This is a genomic window from Psychrobacillus sp. NPDC096426 (assembly GCF_044762745.1).
In the GTDB taxonomy this organism is placed as follows: domain Bacteria; phylum Bacillota; class Bacilli; order Bacillales_A; family Planococcaceae; genus Psychrobacillus.
The window spans coordinates 40,188-59,259 of record NZ_JBIWEX010000004.1; the positions used below are offsets into that span (position 1 = coordinate 40,188).

Genomic DNA, 19,072 nt, shown 5'->3' on the forward strand with positions numbered 1-19,072 from the left:
GTCCTGTGTTTACACAAGACCTCTTTCCAAGCTACTAAAATTCAAAAAAGCAGCATTTCCCCAAAGAGCGGGAAATTGGCTGCTAATTTTATCGTTCATATCCTAACTTGACTCTAAATCATACAGGTCAAGTAGCTTTATTTACATGGTTCGCTGTATCCTGGTTGTGTTTGTATTTAAAAGTTATCGCAAAAACGATTCCAAGAACGATGGTATAGGCAGCAAAAACTAACCAGATATTCTGCCAGTCTTTTATGCCGTCAACCGTTAAATAATCCACTATTTTTCCACTAATCACAGCACCTAGATAAGCTCCCAGTCCGTTCACCATTGTCATGAATAAGCCTTGTGCACTCCCACGAATTCGGTGATCCACTTCTTTATCTACAAACATCGACCCAGAAATATTAAAGAAGTCAAACGCTGCACCGTACGCTATCATGGATAATAGTAATAAGATGAACCCTAATCCGTTTGGGTCTCCAAAAGCTAATAAACCAAATCGCAACGTCCAAGCCGCCATACTCAATAGCATGACCGTTTTAATCCCAAATTTACGTAAGAAAAATGGTATGGCAAGAATAAAGACTACTTCTGAAAATTGTCCAATTGATAATAAAATCGCTGGGTATTTCACAGCAAGACTTTCTTTATAATCAGGATTTAGCGCAAAATCATGAAGGAATGGATCTGCAAATGCCAAATTAATTTGCAGTGCAGCACCTATCAGCATTGCAAACACGAAAAAGATGGCCATTTTCTTTTGTTTAAATAGGACAAAAGCGTCGAGTCCTAAGTGGCTTATCCACGATTTCTCCTTCTTAACAGTTGCTGTTGGACAATCAGGAAGCACAACTGAAAATAGTGCCAGTAAGATGGCAGCCCCTGATGCAATGTATAACTGGATATTGCTTAACTCAAATCCACCAACACTAATGAGCCACATGGCAAGAATAAAACTAACGGTTCCATATACACGAACGGACGGGAATTCTTTCGTTGTATCGAGTCCTTCTTTTTCTAAACCAATATAGGAAATGGTATAAGATAATGAAATTGTCGGGATGAAAACCATAGCGTTAAAAAACATTACCCAAAACATAACGGTTGGGTCTGAAGCTTGTGCTGCTATAAATAAGCAAATCGCACCAAGAAAATGAAAAATTCCATACAATCTATTCGCTTTCATCCATCGGTCAGCGATAATCCCTATAAGGCTTGGCATTATAAGAGAGGCAAGTCCAGATGCGCCATAAACGGCTCCAACTTGTGAGCCAGAAAAATGTAATGTATTGATCATATACGAGCCAAGTGTAATTAGCCAACATCCCCAAATGAAAAACTGGAGAAAGATCATAATTTTAAGTCGGGATTTAATTGTCATTTTTTCCTCTTCCTAAGTTATTAATGTCTATGCTGTACTTTTCTAGTCATCAAGCTTTTTTAGCTAATTCAGTCATATAATCGAAGAATGCATCGCGATTCACATCGTAGACTACATTCACTGGACGTCCATCAGCTGTTTCAACTGTACGACCTTGGCTTGGACCTTCTGTGTGAACAATGCTGTTAATCGTTTGTACTTTTACAAGATCACGATTACCAACAAACGCGGTTGTTAACACATCCCACAAATAGTATGTAGAGTTCGTAGAAAAATGAACAAGTGGTGGTACCATCGCATAACATTGTCCTAGAAAATCAACACCCAGGTATTTGCGTTCTTTAGCCCAACGCTCACGTACATCTAAAGTTAGCGGTACTTGGTTTGTACTTTCAAGCGCTACTAAATCAATTTCTATGTTGGTATCCCATACACGAGCGGCTGCTTCAGGATCCCAAAACACGTTCCATTCCGCTGTTCCATCATGTTCAGGTTCATGTACGTTCCCTGCTTCACGGAATGTACCACCCATCCAAACAAGTCTTTCAATTTTCTCTTCAATTTCAGGAGCTTCATCTAATGCACGAGCAAGATCTGTAAGCGGGCCTGTAAATAATAAAGTTGTTTTTTCTTCAGTTGCTAGAACAGTATCTATTAAATGAAGATGTGCTGGTTTTTCAGCCACTGGTGTTACAACTTTTCCAGATTCATTTAAAATCGGTAGGGCATCAACATAAAACGCATGCATACGCCATTCTTTTGGAAAAGGGTTTTTGGGGCGTGAATTTGACTCAGCTACGTCAAGGCCGCCGTTTCCAAAGCGATCAATAATTTTTCTGCTCGCAAACACGGCAGGTTCTAAATAACAATCTGCTGGAATGACTGAAACACCTGTGAGCTCTACCGTGTCCATTTTTAGTAATAAAAATAGCGAAATAAGATCGTCAACTCCGCCATCGTGATTAAAATAAATTTTCTTTTTCATTATTTTCTCGATCCCTTCATGGTGAATTATTATAAATTGCTTGGGGTTCATCCAACTGTTTTTTTGTTGGAATACTTGAGTAACGTCGCACTTTGTTCCGTACTAAGAGCCATCGAAATTTTCCTGACGTGCCGCTTCGCATGATAGCTTATAAAAAACATCTTAAAATATAGAAAACGCTCCGATAGCTACCGGAGCGTTGACTAGGGCATGGTAAATACAAAAGGAAGAATTAATCCTTCTTCCATTTAACACTTACCTCGTAGTCAAACCCTTTACGGCGGCTTGGTAGAAACTCTTGGGCCTTATCCCCAATATTATACGACATAATTCGACATTCAATTCGCATTTATAATAGCAATAATTTAGGGTTTCGTCAACTAAATAACGAACATTTTTAGTTAATTCCTATAGTTCATTCGTGTTTTTAAACGTTTACAATGTTATTCTCCCCTTACCGCTTTCACACTGTTGCAATTGGTGGCTAACCTAAATCCCTCAACTGCTATATTCAGCACAATTTTAAATCTCGAAATTGTCAGGATCTGATCCGTCGCGAAGATTTTGATTTAACCCCTAATCCGAACCAAGGTGGACATTCATTAATATTTCAGAAATTGAAGTTCTACTCTATTGATTTAGAAAACAGAAACCCCTGCTCAATTCTTCAATAAAAAATGAGTTGTCAAAACAACTCACAGTTCTTCAACTCTTGCAACCCGTTGCCTTAATAAATTCTTAACAATCAATCTTTTTGAGTATCTTACTACTCCTCCTGTCCCTCAACAATCTGATCCAATTGTTGAACAAAGCTAAAACATGTTTGTTAAACTAACTGCTTCGTTAGTTTAATAAGAAAAAAGAGTTGCCTAAGCAACCCATGATCTTTAACTAAAGCACCCGTGGGGCTAATGATCCCGTCAACTAAACAGTTCGTCCCCTACATGTAGAAACATGATTGAGGCTGGTTGGGACTCTGATCTCGTATAACAAGCGAAGCTATGATACTACATGGAGGAATAGGGGTTACCGGTTAATTGTATGACTAGGAGGAAAATAATGATGAATCCAGTAATTGGTTTGGATGTGGCAAAAGTCGAAAGTCAGGTTCAAGCATTCTTGGATAAAAAACAACCGTATAAAAAGAGCTTTAAAGTAGCTCACACACTTGAAGGGCTGACATTTCTTTTAGAGTTTATTAGAGAAATAGAAGAGGTTTCTGGAGAAAGACCTCCTATTGTTTTGGAATCTACTGGCCATTATCATACGCCAGTTGTCCATTTTTTTGAAGACAGCGGGTATTTGTTAATCATGATTAATCCACTTGTTTCGTATCGGGCTAAGAGCTCAAGTTTACGTAAAGTAAAGACGGATATCATTGACGCTCGTCATCTCTGCGAGATGTATTATAAAGAGGACCTAGAGCCTAATAAGCAGCGTGGAATCCAGCTCTTAAATTTATGTAACCTTACAAGACAACATGAAAATATTACAGGCATGTATGTTCAAACTAAACTACAGTTCCAAGCTGTATTGGATCAAGTATTTCCTGAGTACTGTGGAGTTTTTGGAGATCTATATTCAGATGTTTCCTTACTTTCTTTACAAGCATTTCCTACTTCTGAGGAAGTATTAGCAGTAAGTGAAGAAACAATCGCCAAAAACATAAAGGAATTCTGTAAAAGTCGTTCACAAAAATGGGCAAACAATCAGGCAGTAAAGTTAAAGGCCGCCGCAGATCGTAACCCATTTCAGAAAACCTTATACAATAGTCTTATCTTAAGCATAGATATGTATATTAAAATGCTTCTAGAATACAAAAAACATCTATCCCATCTGGAAGAAGAGATAGATGCCTTAGCAAAAAGCATGGATGAATATGAGATTCTCCAAACCATCCCCGGTATCGGGGAAAAAATCGCGGCAACGATTATCTCTGAGATTGGGGAAATTGATCGATTTAATCACCCTAAAAAGCTAGTCGCCTTTGCAGGAATTGATCCAAGTGTTTTTGAATCTGGTACATTCAAAGGTACTTTGAATCGAATAACCAAAAGAGGTTCTAGTAGACTACGACACGATTTATATATGGCCGTTAAAAGCGCCATTCGTGATTGTCGCAAGAAGAAAACGACAGATGAACTCATTCCTCGGAATAAGAGGTTAAGAGAGTTTTGTGATAAGAAACGTGAAGAAGGAAAGCCCTTTAAAGTAGCTGTAATAGCTTGTGCAAATAAGCTTTTACATTGGATTTGTGCACTTTTAAAAAGCAAAACAGATTTCCAAGATCTGGACTAGTCTAAAAATATAACCAAAGAGCCTAAACCTTTCCAAACATAGAGATTTGTAAGGTTATTTGGTATGCACAAATTTAGTATAGCATGAACTATTTTTGTTTCTCATTAATAAATATTGACAAACTATTGGCTGGTTTAGTTGAATAAGAGTTTTCAATTTTTATTGTATTGAATATAAATGCTTTTCGTTTGTTTGGATAGTTCAAGTATAATCGAACGAGCGATTACCTGCATTTTTCTAAAGTTGCGAAATTACCCCAACGTATATTGTAGAGAATAAAAAAAGAGATCGGCAGCAGTCCGATCCTTTCAATATCATTGGCTTTGAAAGGCTTATTCGCCTTCAATAATTTCTTTAATAACCCCCGCTAGAATATCTGCTGTTCTGTATTCTTCTTCTAATGTATTTTCTACGCCCCCGATGGACAACATTACTGCCTTATCAATGAGATCCTGATTATAGTCAGCACTCTTCACCCCACTATCTTTAAGAATCACTCCTTGTGATAAACCGGGATATTTTTGTTCCACCTTGTTATGAATTAGTTCAGCAAATGCTTTGTTCTCTTTATGGTTTTTGCTTGAACGGGATAAGAACAAAGATACCTTCGCATGCTCTTTTCCATTAAGAATTATCGTTGTATTTTTTCTCGGAACATTATCTCTATGAATATCAATTATCATTTTTAACTTATTATTTTTTAATAAAACCTTTTTAATTGATTCTCTGGAGAGTAAATAAGAGTCTGCTTCGTATAACCCTTTTCCCTCCAGTTCACCTTCAAAGTCAGTGGTTTCATGAATCGTAGTAATATTCTCTTCTAGTAAAGCACTTTTAAGTCGACTACCTACTAATGTAATATTTTTTGTTTCATCAAATGCTTTACTAGCATCTTTAACATTCAATTCTGGAATAAAAGACTCTCGATTATGTGTATGATAAATATAAACTAAAGGCTCTTGTTGAGAAGCCGCAGGGACTAGTTTGTTTTCTCCAACTGCAGAAATGGCCACGCTGATTGTTTCATGTCCTCCTAGAAGGAAAATCCAAGAGATCACCATAAAACATATTGTCAGTGATGTAGCTATAAGAGAAAAACGTTTGTATTTTCGTCTTTTATCTAATTTCCTTGCCTCCTGTCTGAGTTTACTGCCTGTGGCTGATACGAATTCTTCCCCCGGGTTAAGTGGATAATTAGCTTTAATTAGTTCAAACAATTCATGTTCAGCTTTCATTTCTTATTACCTCCCCTAAGTCATTATTCATTATTTTTTCAAGCTCTTTAATAGCTCGATGATAGACTACCTTCACCTTAGATTCACTATAGTTGAGGATTTGGGCGGTTTCCTTGATAGAAAATTCATTGATTCCCCTAAGGATTAAAACCATTCGATAATTTTGTTTGATCTTCGAAATAGTTTCATTTATATAAATTTTAGTTTCATTTTGTTCCGCATATTCAACTGGACTTTTTTCATTCGAAATCAACTGTTTGAAGAACCCTTCTTTAAGGATTGATGTGAATCGTGTTTTTCGATAGTGATCTATCGCTACGTGTTTTGCAATGGAAAAAATCCACGTTTTTAAACTAGAAGAGTAATCATATTTTGATAAATTCTTCAATACACGGATGAACACTTCCTGTGTCATATCCTCTGAGTCATTTTGATTTCCGGAATAACAAATAATGAACTTGTAAACGTCTAAATAATAGTGCCTATAAATTTCATCGATTTTATTCTCTAAATTGTCTGACTCAACCAAATTTATCCCCCTTTTTTTCTGTATAACTATTATTCGTTTTGGACTTCAGAAAGGTTACACAATTTCTGAAATTAATTATTTTTCAGTTATTCTTAAATAAAAAAATGCCTGTCTTAATATAGACCTGTAGTTTTTTTGTATATGAAATTTACATTGTTCTTCATTCTGTCCATAATAACTATAATTCTTTTAACTAAATGAGTTGCACTGTCATACGACAAGCTCTAACTACTGTTGATCACTTCACTAACCATTATAGCCTTATGGAACTAAATGCCTCGTTAGTTTAAGTGTACAACACTTCACAATGGATTTCTGAGATCTACTTGAAGTTCTGGATAAATAAATAGACCATCAAAATGATGGTCTTGTTCTGCTAAAGCACCCGTTTGAGTAACGAGGTTCCCAACCCACATCAAACAGGTGCTTTGGCAATTATTGTATGTAGAATAATAAAGAAATACGTGCCAATATGATATATAGGAAATTGGAGGTATAAGGGATGCTTTGAAAAATTTATTTTTGGATAATGTTAGTTTTGTTGATAGTGTCAATGTTTTTAGAAAATGAATATGGTTGGGGAGAAACTGTATTAAGAATTGTGAGTACGATTATTGCCATTATTAACACAGTAGGATTTTATGGTTATGTATATAAGAAACAATTCTATTCTCAATCTTTTTGGAAAATCATATTCATAGTTACTGTAATAGATGTAATTGTATCTATACTTTATTATGGGTTTCAAGAGCTGAACTAGGAACAGAAGGAATTACTTTTCTTGCCGTTTTTACCCTTATTATCATGTTTCCTCTTTTGCTAGGTTTATATAGATATGGATTCCAAAAGCAAAAAATAGCAGAAAAGGGATTGTGATTAACAACCTTTAAAAAGCCGATTTCCAGTATTAAGGAATCGACTTTTTTTATTTATTCATCTTTAACTAAAGTTAGTAATAGGTAAGCGTTTGAAGTTATCTCCAGCTTTTCCCCTACTCCACACGGAACGTGATAGTTTCCCATCATTCCGCGTTCCATCTAGCGATGGTTTTAGTCATTATAAGTTTCAAGTTACTCTTCATCGAAGAGCTTGCACTGTGGCATCATTCTGTTATGAAATGATGTTCCCACGTTCTTACCCGATCGGTGCACTGCACAGTTGAAAAATAATTATTGCCTATCACTAGACTTGGGGCTGTTCCTCCACCTCCATTACAGAGGTTTCACTGGTCGTACCCCTACCCTCATAAGGACAAATGCATTTCGCCATAAGGCTTATAACAACCATTTCGGGTGACAGCCCTTGAATCAACGTCCCTTACTTTCCAAGTACCTTACAACCTAGCTATACATTCTAAACGTAGGTGCTTCCTTTAAGCCTGTGAACTGGATACCGCCATTGTTCGGTATAGTGTATTTCAGAGGGTGCATTTTTACTTTACACCATTCACCCCATCGTAGGATGGTACACAAGTTTCCTCATGTTCTAACTTTAGACCCGTACCTCCAGAAGTTCGTCAGTTCCTTTATGTAGAAACTATTCTCACCATATCTAGTTTTTCAGCCATGCGGTCTATCCTTCGGCATACTTTTTCCATAAGAGTGGCTTCAGCCTAGTTCAACCGAATCTACCTGTGCTTCACACTTCATGACCAGTCAATCATGACGCATGCAGGAGTATTGATGGGATAGTTTCAGGAAACATGGCTCCATCATTCCTATCCTCCGCTGTAAAGTTAAAATTTATTTTTTATAAATCTCCTGTATTTTCACGCTAAAAAGAGCTTATAACAGAACTTGTCGCGCGCACCCGTTAGTTGAAGAACAATAAAAGTATTATTCAGTATAATGTTTAACTAATTCCCATTCAATGTCTGGATTATCATTATCTTCTTTTTTCCAAATTTGTCCGCTGTTTGTTTCATATAAATTCATCCAACCATCATTCAAAATTAACTCAAAATTTACATTTGAAGTAGCATTTGAATTTGAAGCTTCCAAACCTAGTCCAACATTATTAAGAGCATCTGAAATGAACTTAGATGCTATTATAATACTAATACTTAAAATCACTATTGAACAAAATAGTAGTATTCCCTTTTTATTATCCAATTTTATCACCTCTTTTCATCATAAGAATCCAAAATTTTATTGAACTAACCTGCAGCGTTAGTTCAATAAGAAAAAGCTACCCTTACAGGCAGCCACTTGCTTAACTTAAGCACCCGTTAGCCATCCATGCAGCAAAAAACGCTGCACCACAGAGGATGAAAATTGTTTCAGAACGGGTATAGATTAGTATGGCTGGCGAAGAAGGTCGATTAACTATCGGTGCCATAGAGCTCGAGCTCATCCGTTAGTCTGACTCCAACAACCACGGCACATCACAGACTGTCGCACTCTATACGAGTAGAACTCATGGGAGATTAATCCTACTCTGGTTATTGCACCAGCCTTGCCTTTATTCTAAGCAGAATGGAGTTGGTCCTTGATTTACTTTTTAACTCCATATAAACATTCTCAACGGTCAGCCTTTTTTTAAAAAAGTTTTTTCTGAGTCTCTTTTGTTATGCAATTTTATAGATTTTGAGCATTTTTTAATTTTCATGAGAGTAGAAAGACTGCATCCTAAGTTCTATTATTATAAATCTAAGAAATGAAAAGAACCTAATAAACAGACAAAAGCAATTGTCCATAAAGTCAGATACGTAGGTTTTTTTAGTTCTCTATCTAATGTTGGTATGGATTGAATAGCCTTGATTACAACCCCTGAAAAAATGGCTACCATAAATGCACCTAACAACGTAGGAATGTCAATTACATATTCATCAAATAGTCTAAACAGAATAACCGCAAACACTACTGAAGCACCAGAAAGAAAATGCTTTAAATTCATTGTTTAATCCCCTTTTCTCATTACAATTTACTCTTATTAATCTTCTTATATAATTCCCTATAACAATTACTTATACCTCTTTTTTAAAACCTGCTTCTTCAACTAAACTGCACCATTAGTTGAACAAGAAAATTGAGCTGTATTATCAACTCTATAATTCACTAACGCACCCGTTAGCCATCCATGCAGCACAAAAAAATGCTGCACCACAGAGAATGAAAATGGTTAGGAAGTGTCAATACTGATACTAACCTTAATCCAGTCAACCGTAATCCATAGACTTATTTACGCTCTCCTTTTTTAAAACGATTAAGTAGGGGCCTTCTTTAGTATTGTCATTTTTCATTTCTTGAAGAACTAATTTTCATGGGAGTTTAAGTGTAATGATTCACAAAGATAATCAATGTCATACTAAATTCATTCTCCATTAGTCTCATCAATAGAATGGACATTGATTGTCTCTTTTGTTTGTGTGGCACCATCACTTCCCAAAGCCTGAACAGTAATATGGTCGTGGAATATTCTATCACCAAATTCCCATTCAATAGACCATCCATCATTTCCATCTATGTCGTAACCAATAAGTGTTCTTTCCCCCCAAGTCCCTGTTCCTGTTGGGGTTATCCAAAATAGTATTGTTTCAACATTTTCTACTTCCACAGAGATAGTAATTGTATTAACATCCGTTGGAACAATATGCCAGCCATCTTTCACTTCTAAATCTGTATCAACCTTTAGAATTTGTGCTTTATCATCTGGACTGTCAGATTGATCAGTTGAAGCATCTACACTTTCTACGGGTTGATTTTCGTCTACATTATTACATGCAGTGAGAATTAGTATAATCAATAAAAAAAACACAACTATTGCATTCTTTCTCATATATACCCTCCATTATTTTTTGCTAAGTTATATCTCCTTCTTCCACTAGTCGAGTAGAAGGGAACCTCTCTACCTTACGGTGGATTGTGTTCCTCCCCCCTCACAGAACCTGGCTTGCGCTATTCACGCACACGGCTCCTCCAAATCATCATTCACACTGACTCTGCTATCCTCAAAAGTTTAGTTTACATTTATTATCTCTACCGCTGTGTGTAGTAAATGTGTCCCTAGTGTGGGTGATCACTTGGTAGCAGCCTTTCCTCCATCGGCATTACCCAACTTCATTGGTACTACGCTGCTATCCGACTCCCTACAACGGCATTTGGTTTCCTTGCTTATTATCGCTTGTACACCATACTCTTCTATAAGAAGAAAAGACCGGTAGGGCCTCCCGAGTTGCCGTATCATATCCATGTGTGACGTGCCAAGGTCTCTGACTCCAAAGCGGTTTTATCCTTCTTGCCTTTAACGCTGGATAAAATGTAGCTTTCTGCTGTGCTTAAGGCATCAGCCCTCTCGATTTACTAACATTATGGAGCTCCATCCCTTCAACCAGTTGGCTTTCGGCCCGCCACCTAACTGTCTACGCTTAAAGGCTAATGTTACCATTAGCCCTCCAAGACTCGCTACGAGTGAATGGCTAGTTCTTTCTCGACGGGAATCCCACCCGCTATATGATACGACCTAGGCTCGGCCGCACAAGCACCCGTTAGTGAAAAGGTCTCTGTCATAGCAATCCTTTTACGAAGGTTTGCATACATATAACTTAATAAAGAGAGAAGTAAAAATACTTCTCTCTTTATTAAATATATTATTCTTACTCAATCGTTTTCCTAAATAAATCCTGTTTCTTTAAAGCCATAATACTAACTATTGCAAGTAAAATGCCAGAAAGAATAAAAATACTACGTACACCGAAATAATCAGAAAGAATACCCATTGTTAGTGAGGCAATTCCAAATGTGCCTGTTCCAATAGTGCCAAGAGAAGTATAAACAGTCGCTAATTGGTCTTTGGATACGCTTGTTTGAATTAATGTTTGTTGAGGTATATTTTTCAATTGTCCAAAAAGCCCAATTAAGGCGGATAGCACCATTGCGATTACAGGGAAACTCGTCAATCCAAATACAACCGTAAAAATGCAAGTCATAAACGCTCCTGTAATGATAAAAACATGACGTTTTTTATCTACATATAAGGAAAACTTAATGCACAATAAACTTCCTACTACTAAGCCTATAAAAAAAGCTGCATTAATATAACCCCACCAATATTCTTGTGCCTTTAATGCTTGCTCGACATAGACCAATATTATTGCTGCTATCCAAACAGAGCCAGCAATAGTTTCAAAAAAATCCATAAGGACCACTGTTTTTAATAACGGTGTCCGTTTAATAGTTTGCCATCCTTTTGTTAATTGAGACCATTTTTTTTCTTGTCTTTCTTCCTTGTGTTCTACATTTTTTAACAAACTCAAGATAATGCTTGAAAAAACAAATAGTACAGTAACTATCCAGATAAGTTGGTTTGGATTGAATACGATCAACAGCATACTCCCAAAAAACCAAGTCCCTATTTGGATAGACTGAGTAACTGTTTCTGCAACTCCGTTTGCTTTTACTAGGCTGTCCTCTGGTACATAATAAGGAGTTAAAGTCTGTCTTATTGGATTGGCACAACCATCAAGAAGAGCAATCAAACTAATCACTACAAATATGAATATATAGTTACTTGAATCAAACGCTGTCATCAAAAAATATCCTAAGCCAAATAATAATAATGTTTTTCCTATTTGTGAACCAACTAATAAATGTTTCAAATTATACTTACCTATTAGCAGTGGTGTTAAAATACTTGAAATAAACATAGAAAAAGTAATGGTAAACGGAACGAAAGCTGATGCGGTAGCTGACTCGGTTAAACTGTATATAATGCTAATAACACCGACAATGTACAACACATCACCTATATTAGCTAATGATTGACCAATCATTAAAAAAAGAAAATTACGATTTGATTTCAATATTATCCCCCATTTTTTCTAGAATTTTTCTTTTTAAAAAACGGGGATGTTAAATTGGACTGTTATGGATAAAAAACTCGCTCCTTTACGTACGCATTATGATAAAAATCTCTGGGGGATAACGTGACTTATCATATTACGTTAGATTATTAACCTAATTGTACCTTAAAATCTTATTAAACTAAACTGCTGCGTTAGTTCAATAAGAAATAAGCTACCCTTACAGGCGGCAGCCACTTGTTCTCTTGGACATAGTGTTCCATTTTCAAACTGTCTTAACTGTTCACGCAAAGCAAGATCTTGCTCCAAAATAATTTTCTCATCATCGTATGAAGCATACCGTTCTTTACTTATCTGCTTAATTAAAAGTAATCCTTTTTCCGTTTGAACTTTCCATTTTAAATTTAAAAATCCTAGATTGATTGGAATAGGGTTCTTTAAATGTATACCAAACAAACACTCGGTTGTTTCTCTTAACTCTTGAAAAATATCATTAGGTGACTTCTTTACAATCATATAAATTCGTTCCTCCCGAATATTCTTTTCAACTAAACTCCACTGTTAGTTCAAGAAAAAAAGTGCAACCCCCTGCCATGAAGTAAAGTATCCCTTTTGTCTAATAATTTACATATATTAACTTATTCAACATAATCGCAGAAAAACCTTCTTCTTCAACTAAACTGCGGCTTTAATTTATGTGTAACATTTCACAATGCATATCTGAGAACAACTTAATCTCGAAAGACTCAAGGGGATATCTCCAATTCCAGCAATAATCGTGTTAGAACGCGGGTACCTCTCACTTAATTATCGATATTTCTAATGAAAAAGATCTCTAGTGCGTACTCACACGCGCTAGAGATCTATTCTTAGTTATGAATAGGTAATTGACTACTATCTATATAAATCGAACTAATGAATATCTAAACGAACTAAGTGCAGGAGCCTTAACAGGGGTAGCCAAAGTCATCAGACCAGCGGCTTATGGCGAGGGGCGTCCCTAGCGCCGTAGCGAATTCAATGGGATTCTTTATCCCGCATTAACTGGCAGTAATACCCCCACTGATTAAAGGTTCACTTTATGTCAACTTATCGTTACCAATTCTGAAGGTTATTTTAAATTTACGCGTGTAAAATAACTCAAGACTCTTTTCAAAAAAGATTTTTGGATTTTCTTTTTTCTAGATAGGTAGTTATGTCCTAATTTATATTGTCTTGCTTCCTTTTCCAAGTCAGCCATCCGTTGTTTTGCATATTCTATATCGTTAATCGTAAACATTATTTTTCTCCTTAAGGAGAAGTCCAATTATATCGTTAAGGTGTGGCTAGCACCATTCCTGTTAGCCACTTTTCACCTAAATAGTGTGTTGGCGACTCCAATTTATTTTTACCTACAAATTTATTAATCTGCTTACCACTCTTTTTTGGTATCATCATTTTTTTTCCTCCTTCATTTATTATTTTTCCGATTAAACCAATAGCATCATTTTAGTCAACTGGGGTTTTTCTTTCCCAACCGGTGCTATCCACTTTCGAGAGATTCCTTTTTTAATAACTTTCTTCGCTGTTTCATGATCATCATCACCAGCACTCCTTTTCTTGTTATTTTGTTTATATATGCAACACGCAATGCGTGAAAACACCAAAGTTTCTAAAAATGCACACAAAAGAGCACACGCTTCTTTACATAAGCGTGTTCTCATAGAAAAAGAACGGCATAACATGCCGTCCGTATTAGTTATTTACAAAAAAATAATTAGCGGTTGGGCACGAAATCACTATACGATTATTTTTTAAAGTTCTAAATGTAGTCATTTTCCGTACCTCCATTTCTAATTTGAATATCTAACTACTATAGGATATCATTACCTATTTCTGAATGTCAACATCTTTCTGAATATTTTGTATTATTTTTAGGATATCAGCGTCCAAAGCTAAGTAGCTTCCGCAATGGAAAAAAACGTATAGATCCTTTGAATGATATGTTAGTACGTCGATTATTATTACTTTGTTCTAAACCAAAGTTTTTAGAAGAAATCGGATTAAAGTCGATTAGTCATTCGACAATTGGACGGCGATTATCAGAGCTGAATACGTCCCATTTAGAAGATTTTCTCGGCCGTTTGACTGCACATTACTGGCGTTTAAAAGGGGATGCTAAAGGGTTGAATGCTAACGTTGGTCTCCTTCGAATCATTGATGGTATCTATATCAAGTTACCTAATAACGCCGCAAATTGGACGGCAATCTCAAAAGATTCCTGTGGAATCAAGCTACATGTCCGAATTGTCGTCGCTTCGCCCGATAGTGTCTTTCCGGAAAAGATGATTCCATCTACGGGAAACGCAGCTGATTCTGACGCAGTCAATCACATTATCGACGCAGACGGCGCACTGTACAATATAAAAGTAATGGTTCTTTTCCCTATCCACCAACTTCCAACTCCCTCTCTATTGCAAACCCTTCTTTAAGTATGTTAGCTTAAGTGCATTATTTCACAAACTCTAGATTTACTTTCAGTTATTACTGGAATGGTTATAAATAACCGAATAAACAAACTTGAGGAAGAAAACAAACGTCTTAAGGACGAATTATTGAAATTACGTGGTATGATCTACGATAAATTTAGAGAATAAAAGAACTTTACTATTGTATTTCAGTTTTACTTTTTTTGCTAATGGGCAGGTTACATTCATCAAAAAACCATCACATCATATGTTGGTCTAACTTGATTTATTAAAGGGAATATAATTAAAAAATTCATAGATACATCGAAGGTGGCTCTTCTCATGTTATATGCGACAGTTGGGGAGATTGAGTTGGAGAGTTAAGTGGCAGGAAATTTTGCTTATAATCAAAATTTTCTATTGATTCTCACAAATGGTTATGTCACACTATAGAAGTGAAATTGTATTTCAACTTTATCCTGCGAAGGGGATGTTTTTAATGACTGCTTATATGGTATTGGTGGTTTTAACTTAACCGAATTTTAGGCATAGTAAATTCCAATCTTTTATTATAGCTTGGAATGGGAGCAATCGGGAATACCACCCGTGTTTTTTTGCTGTTCCGTAAACAGTAACCTTTCGTGAATACTGCTGTTAGCGGGATACGATGAAGGTCGTATCCCTTTTTGTTTATAAGCCAACTTTTAGCTTATCACCGCGGAACAGCAGCTTCTTAGGAAGCTGCTTGTTCGCGGTATTTTTATGCCCAAAAACAGCTTAAATTTTTTGGAAAGGATCGGTTCAATGATTGAATTGAAACAATACGGCTATATCGAAGCCGAAACGCCGCCGGCGGGTTTAATACCGGGAAGAGTTACGGAACTACAGCGAGAGCAATATACGGTCATCACCGAACAAGGAGAAGTATCGGCTGTATTGAAGGGCGCCTTCTACCACACTGTGGTGACTCGGGAGGACTTTCCGTGCGTTGGCGATTTTGTATTTCTACAATACAACGAAAACGGTGCTTCGCGCATTGCCAAATTGCTGCCTCGATGTACAAAATTTTCCCGCGCTGACTATTCGGGACACGCGGTAGGGTATGTCAAAACCATACTGGAGCAAGTCGTAGCAACAAATTTTGATTACGTATTTATCGTGTCGTCCCTAAACTGGGATTTCAAGGTCAGCCGCATCATGCGCTACCTGACACAGACACGGCAGAGCCGCGGCCAGCCTGTCGTAATCTTAACAAAAGCTGACTTGATCCCGAATTTCAGCGTACCGTTAGCTGAGGTTCAAAAAGCAGCTCCAGATGTGCCAGTACACGTAGTTTCCAGTCACACCGGGAGTGGTTTAGACGGGTTGAGTGAATATCTGCAGCCAGGGAAAACCGTGGTATTCCTCGGCATGTCCGGTGTGGGAAAATCCTCATTGCTAAACGCCTTGATGAATCAGGAAGTGATGACTGTCAAGGCTATCCGCGAGACCGACAGCCGAGGCCGGCACACAACAACGCATCGCCAGCTTTTCATGCTCCCTTCCGGAGCGATGGTTATTGATACGCCTGGTATGCGTGAACTCGGCCTGTTCGGTGCGGACGACGGGATCAGCGCGGGATTTAACGATGTGGAGGAATTATTCACACAGTGTCGCTTCAATGACTGCCGCCATCAGTCGGAGCCTGGCTGCGCACTTCATGCTGCCCTTGCCGATGGATCATTGGCACCGGAGCGTTGGGAGCATTACCTTGTACAGAAGCGGGAAAACAAGTTTGTGGATGATAAATCAGGGTATCTCATGGACAAACGGGCGAAGCAAAAGTCGATTGCCATGCGGCATAAGGGTAAAAAGGGAGGATACAAGAAATGAACTACCACGATGAAAAGTATGTAAAGCCAGAAATACTGGCGCTTGTTTTGAGTAAAATGCTAGACAAGAAGATAATTCGCTTAGATTATCAACTAAAAGAGTTGCAAGGTGGGACAGTAGGAGTTGTTCGGCTTGTAACAGGCATGGTTGAAACTTCTGATGGTGAAAATCTGCCGTATAAGGTGGTTTGGAAAACACAGAAAAAATTTGAGCGTTATGGTGATCCGGATTCATGGCGTAGAGAATACGACCTCTATGCTTCAGATTTCAAAAAGGTTTTCTTCGATTCGTTCCGTTGTCCGGAGTGTTATCACGCCGAAATAAATGGCGACGAGATTCAACTGTGGATGGAATATATTGATGGTGTGTCAGGCTTAAATCTAACCACAGAAATGTATGAACGCATAGCCGAGGAATTGGGGCGATTTCAAGGAAAATTGTACACTGAACGACCAAGTGTATTGCAGAATTTGCCCAATTTAAGCAAGGTTGAGTTTACGAAAAACAACTACCAGCGTTATCAGTCATGGAATGTTTTGTATGATTACATACGCTCCGATGACTGTGAAATTCCGAAGCACCTATGTAAAATGCTCATAGATATAGATAACGATGTGGACGAAATATTCAGTCGGATTGAAAAGCTACCAATAGTGCTTTGCCACAGAGATTTTTGGGTGGCAAACATATTCTATTCGGACAGTAAAATAGTACTTATCGATTGGGATACCGCTGGATGGGGGTACATGGGCGAGGATATCGCGAGTTTAATAACGGATGAAGCGGACGTCTGTCATATGATTGAATACTATCAAAAATGCATTCCGGCGTATTACAGGGGTTTTTCGGAATATGCGGATGTGTCCCATATCTTCGATCATTGTATCTACGAACTAATCCTTGCCATGTTCGGATACAGGCTTGTGGAGTGGTATAAATTCGCTAAGTCGCCCGAAGATAAATCAATGCACCTTAATACCTTGCAAAAAATCCATGAGATGAGAGATATGTAGATAAATATAACTATTGGGTCATTAGAAGTAAACAACTGGATGAAAGTTTGTGAATTGTCTATTTTAGATTTAATTCAATTAATGTGGGTGAACATTACAAGATAAAGTATTCAAAAATATATACACTAATACTTACATTAAATACATGTAAAAGATGTGAGAACCCTTGGTATTCCAATTGTTCTCACATCGGAGTTAAGATAATTGCACAAATCTGACGATATTTCTTGTTGCACTAATCTGCGTACGTTAGTTCAATAAGAAAAAAGTTGCCTAAGCAACCCATGATCTTTCGCTAAAGCACCAGTTAGCCATCCATGAAGCGCAAAATCAGCGCTTCACCACAGAGAATGAAAATGGTTAGGATGTGTCAATACTGATACTGACCTTAATCCAGTCAACCGTAATCCATAGACTTATTCACGCTCTCCTCTTTTTTTAACGATTAAGTAGGGGTCTTCTTAAGTATTGTATTGTCATTTTTCATTTCTTGAAGAACTAATTTTCATGGGAGTTGAAGATTACAAACTCAGTTTCTTATAAATAACCTGAATATTTATTTAATAAATACCATGGGCGTCAACTGGTAATTGCCTAATGTGTTTAAGGAATTCCTTCATTTTTTTATCGTCATCCATTGGATATGTAAATAATAATTGTTCAGCAACATCTTTTGCTAACACTCTAAATAATTCACAAGCCACAAATATCGAAATCCAAAAATTCTTATAATTGTAGTCAGAGTAGGTTTTTTTATACATTTCCCAACAGTATTCAGGGAGGTATTGTTTAAAATACTTACCCATCTTGCCTGCTGAAACTTGGAAATCATATTTTATGCCAATCCACCAAGAAACCATCTCGTCTAATCTAACTCTTACTACCAACTCAAACATTTGTTTTGCATAGGGCAACTCATCACGCCATATTCCTTTTCCAACGTTCTGCAGACACCACCAAAAGTCATTACAACAATTCATAAAGAGAGGTTCTGATGGTTTCTTTACCCAATAATCCTTATCTGTGGGTTTAGGGATATTAGGAAGAATGTTGTCCTTATCCAATAAAGGAATCGTAAGTTTGTCCTTCGTATAGTTTTCAATCATAGCTTCTCTTGTTTCGATATGTAAGTCGATTCGATTACCATCTGTAAAGAGCATTAAATATCCATAAGACTTTTCAAAATCCAAATCTAACCCAATACATTTATCATTTTTATCGGGTTCTTGAATCATAATTAAATTTCCAAAAGAATCGATCCATTCCTCATCTTTTATGAATGAGGCTGTTTCTGTGACTACATAAACAATATCATAATCTTGGAAAATATCCTTTGGTACATTAGAATTGGTTCTTGAACCATTCATATAAACAGCTCGAATACGTTCATCTTTTTGAGCTATGCCTACTATTAAATCAAACATCTCTTTTTCGTTTCTCAAGTGTTATTCCTCCTCGTAAGGATCTCCGATTAATATTTAATTCTATATAAACTGTAATGTCCCCTTT

The 19,072-nt window shown here is 37.0% G+C and carries 17 protein-coding genes and 1 riboswitch; of the genes, 5 read left to right on the top strand and 12 right to left on the bottom strand.

The genetic code is table 11. The features are described from left to right. Positions 1-127: 127 nt before the first annotated feature. Positions 128-1,384 carry a nucleoside permease gene (locus ACIQYS_RS04730; RefSeq protein WP_402975665.1) on the bottom strand — a complete coding sequence of 419 codons (1,257 nt, stop codon included), beginning with the start codon at positions 1,382-1,384 and terminating at the stop codon, positions 128-130. Positions 1,385-1,433: 49 nt separating this feature from the next. Then, positions 1,434-2,369 carry a nucleoside hydrolase gene (locus ACIQYS_RS04735; protein WP_402975667.1) on the bottom strand — a complete coding sequence of 312 codons (936 nt, stop codon included), beginning with the start codon at positions 2,367-2,369 and terminating at the stop codon, positions 1,434-1,436. A gap of 243 nt (positions 2,370-2,612) precedes the next feature. After that, a riboswitch (purine riboswitch) is annotated at positions 2,613-2,714 on the bottom strand. Positions 2,715-3,431: 717 nt separating this feature from the next. On the opposite strand from ACIQYS_RS04735, the gene ACIQYS_RS04740 reads away from it, so the two are divergent. Continuing rightward, a complete protein-coding gene (locus tag ACIQYS_RS04740; RefSeq protein WP_402976007.1) occupies positions 3,432-4,667 on the top strand; it encodes an IS110 family RNA-guided transposase in 1,236 nt (411 codons plus the stop codon). A gap of 332 nt (positions 4,668-4,999) precedes the next feature. Here the strand turns inward: ACIQYS_RS04740 and spoIIP are convergent, their stop codons facing one another. After that, positions 5,000-5,902, bottom strand: coding sequence for a stage II sporulation protein P (gene spoIIP / locus ACIQYS_RS04745; protein ID WP_402975669.1), 903 nt, complete (start codon positions 5,900-5,902; stop codon positions 5,000-5,002). Continuing rightward, complete coding sequence (locus tag ACIQYS_RS04750; RefSeq protein ID WP_402975671.1) at positions 5,892-6,431, bottom strand: RNA polymerase sigma factor; 540 nt, start codon at positions 6,429-6,431, stop codon at positions 5,892-5,894. The genes spoIIP and ACIQYS_RS04750 overlap by 11 nt, the downstream gene beginning before the upstream one ends. 538 nt (positions 6,432-6,969) lie before the next feature. On the opposite strand from ACIQYS_RS04750, the gene ACIQYS_RS04755 reads away from it, so the two are divergent. Continuing rightward, positions 6,970-7,191 (top strand): hypothetical protein, encoded by a 222-nt coding sequence (locus ACIQYS_RS04755; RefSeq protein ID WP_402975673.1) that lies wholly within the window; start codon positions 6,970-6,972, stop codon positions 7,189-7,191. A gap of 1,075 nt (positions 7,192-8,266) precedes the next feature. On the opposite strand, the gene ACIQYS_RS04760 is transcribed toward ACIQYS_RS04755, so the two are convergent. The 7 genes from ACIQYS_RS04760 to ACIQYS_RS04790 all read right to left on the bottom strand — a co-directional run bounded on the left by ACIQYS_RS04760 (position 8,267) and on the right by ACIQYS_RS04790 (position 13,668). Further along, the gene (locus ACIQYS_RS04760) at positions 8,267-8,542 is read right to left on the bottom strand and encodes a hypothetical protein (protein WP_402975675.1); all 276 of its coding nucleotides are present in this window, start codon (positions 8,540-8,542) and stop codon (positions 8,267-8,269) included. A 529-nt stretch (positions 8,543-9,071) separates the two neighbouring features. Continuing rightward, entirely contained in the window at positions 9,072-9,326 is a 255-nt protein-coding gene (locus ACIQYS_RS04765) for a hypothetical protein (protein ID WP_402975677.1), read from the bottom strand. Positions 9,327-9,743: 417 nt separating this feature from the next. Further along, positions 9,744-10,208, bottom strand: coding sequence for a hypothetical protein (locus ACIQYS_RS04770; protein ID WP_402975679.1), 465 nt, complete (start codon positions 10,206-10,208; stop codon positions 9,744-9,746). Positions 10,209-11,025: 817 nt separating this feature from the next. Then, entirely contained in the window at positions 11,026-12,231 is a 1,206-nt protein-coding gene (locus ACIQYS_RS04775) for an MFS transporter (protein ID WP_402975681.1), read from the bottom strand. A gap of 165 nt (positions 12,232-12,396) precedes the next feature. Beyond that, entirely contained in the window at positions 12,397-12,747 is a 351-nt protein-coding gene (locus tag ACIQYS_RS04780; RefSeq protein ID WP_402975683.1) for a hypothetical protein, read from the bottom strand. 595 nt (positions 12,748-13,342) lie between these two features. After that, positions 13,343-13,510 (bottom strand): hypothetical protein, encoded by a 168-nt coding sequence (locus ACIQYS_RS04785; protein ID WP_402975685.1) that lies wholly within the window; start codon positions 13,508-13,510, stop codon positions 13,343-13,345. A 35-nt stretch (positions 13,511-13,545) separates the two neighbouring features. Next, positions 13,546-13,668: a hypothetical protein gene (locus ACIQYS_RS04790; protein WP_282244160.1), complete on the bottom strand. Its 123-nt coding sequence runs from the start codon at positions 13,666-13,668 to the stop codon at positions 13,546-13,548. Between the two features lie 536 nt (positions 13,669-14,204). Between ACIQYS_RS04790 and ACIQYS_RS04795 the strand changes: the two genes are divergently transcribed. From ACIQYS_RS04795 to ACIQYS_RS04805, 3 genes are all read left to right on the top strand, one after another. Next, entirely contained in the window at positions 14,205-14,702 is a 498-nt protein-coding gene (locus tag ACIQYS_RS04795; RefSeq protein ID WP_402975687.1) for a hypothetical protein, read from the top strand. A 780-nt stretch (positions 14,703-15,482) separates the two neighbouring features. Continuing rightward, positions 15,483-16,550, top strand: a complete 1,068-nt coding sequence (rsgA, locus tag ACIQYS_RS04800) for a ribosome small subunit-dependent GTPase A (protein WP_402975689.1) — start codon at positions 15,483-15,485, stop codon at positions 16,548-16,550. Then, positions 16,547-17,563 carry an aminoglycoside phosphotransferase family protein gene (locus tag ACIQYS_RS04805; RefSeq protein WP_402975691.1) on the top strand — a complete coding sequence of 339 codons (1,017 nt, stop codon included), beginning with the start codon at positions 16,547-16,549 and terminating at the stop codon, positions 17,561-17,563. The genes rsgA and ACIQYS_RS04805 overlap by 4 nt, the downstream gene beginning before the upstream one ends. A gap of 560 nt (positions 17,564-18,123) precedes the next feature. On the opposite strand, the gene ACIQYS_RS04810 is transcribed toward ACIQYS_RS04805, so the two are convergent. Beyond that, entirely contained in the window at positions 18,124-19,005 is an 882-nt protein-coding gene (locus ACIQYS_RS04810; protein WP_402975693.1) for an aminoglycoside 6-adenylyltransferase, read from the bottom strand. Positions 19,006-19,072 lie beyond the last annotated feature (67 nt).

Coding starts and splice junctions, on each gene's coding strand:
- ACIQYS_RS04730 (WP_402975665.1), bottom strand. CDS start 1,384: ATGACAATTAAATCCCGACTTAAAATTATGATCTTTCTCCAGTTTTTC.
- ACIQYS_RS04735 (WP_402975667.1), bottom strand. CDS start 2,369: ATGAAAAAGAAAATTTATTTTAATCACGATGGCGGAGTTGACGATCTT.
- ACIQYS_RS04740 (WP_402976007.1), top strand. CDS start 3,432: ATGAATCCAGTAATTGGTTTGGATGTGGCAAAAGTCGAAAGTCAGGTT.
- spoIIP (WP_402975669.1), bottom strand. CDS start 5,902: ATGAAAGCTGAACATGAATTGTTTGAACTAATTAAAGCTAATTATCCA.
- ACIQYS_RS04765 (WP_402975677.1), bottom strand. CDS start 9,326: ATGAATTTAAAGCATTTTCTTTCTGGTGCTTCAGTAGTGTTTGCGGTT.
- ACIQYS_RS04770 (WP_402975679.1), bottom strand. CDS start 10,208: ATGAGAAAGAATGCAATAGTTGTGTTTTTTTTATTGATTATACTAATT.
- ACIQYS_RS04780 (WP_402975683.1), bottom strand. CDS start 12,747: ATGATTGTAAAGAAGTCACCTAATGATATTTTTCAAGAGTTAAGAGAA.
- ACIQYS_RS04785 (WP_402975685.1), bottom strand. CDS start 13,510: ATGTTTACGATTAACGATATAGAATATGCAAAACAACGGATGGCTGAC.
- ACIQYS_RS04790 (WP_282244160.1), bottom strand. CDS start 13,668: ATGATGATACCAAAAAAGAGTGGTAAGCAGATTAATAAATTTGTAGGT.
- rsgA (WP_402975689.1), top strand. CDS start 15,483: ATGATTGAATTGAAACAATACGGCTATATCGAAGCCGAAACGCCGCCG.
- ACIQYS_RS04805 (WP_402975691.1), top strand. CDS start 16,547: ATGAACTACCACGATGAAAAGTATGTAAAGCCAGAAATACTGGCGCTT.